1 protein-coding gene and 1 pseudogene are annotated in these 408 nt (G+C 65.9%); both read left to right on the top strand.

Going from position 1 to position 408, the window contains the following annotated elements:
• Window positions 1-180: hypothetical protein (locus AC1DKD_RS42290; RefSeq protein WP_477144873.1), on the top strand; the 180-nt coding region annotated here is incomplete at its 5' end.
• A pseudogene (locus tag AC1DKD_RS42285) lies at window positions 181-408 on the top strand (tRNA (guanosine(37)-N1)-methyltransferase TrmD); the annotation flags it as partial.

Raw genomic sequence — 408 nt, 5'->3', positions numbered from 1 at the left:
GTCCAGGACCTCCTGGTGGTCACCACCCCGGCCGGCGAAGAGGTCCTCATCCCGTTCGTGGAGCAGATCGTCCCGGAAGTAAACCCCGGCGAAGGCTTCATTCTCCTTACCCCGCCGGACGGCCTCTTCGAACTGAACTCGGACGAAGCCGCCGCCCCGGAAACGGAAGGCCGGGACTAGATGCGGATCGACGTCGTCAGCATCTTCCCCGAATACCTTGCCCCGCTTGAACTCTCGCTGATTGGCAAGGCCCGCCAGGACGGCATCCTGGACCTGCATGTCCACGACCTGCGCAGCTTCACCACGGACAAGCACCGTTCCGTCGACGACACCCCGTACGGCGGGGGCGCCGGTATGGTCATGAAGCCCGAGCCCTGGGCGCAGGCTCTTGCCGCGGTGGCCGAAGGG

The sequence above is a fragment of the Cupriavidus sp. 05T313 genome (assembly GCF_056396665.1).
The sequence above is the reverse complement of the archived record's forward strand: the minus strand, read 5'-3'. Positions and strand labels throughout refer to the sequence as shown.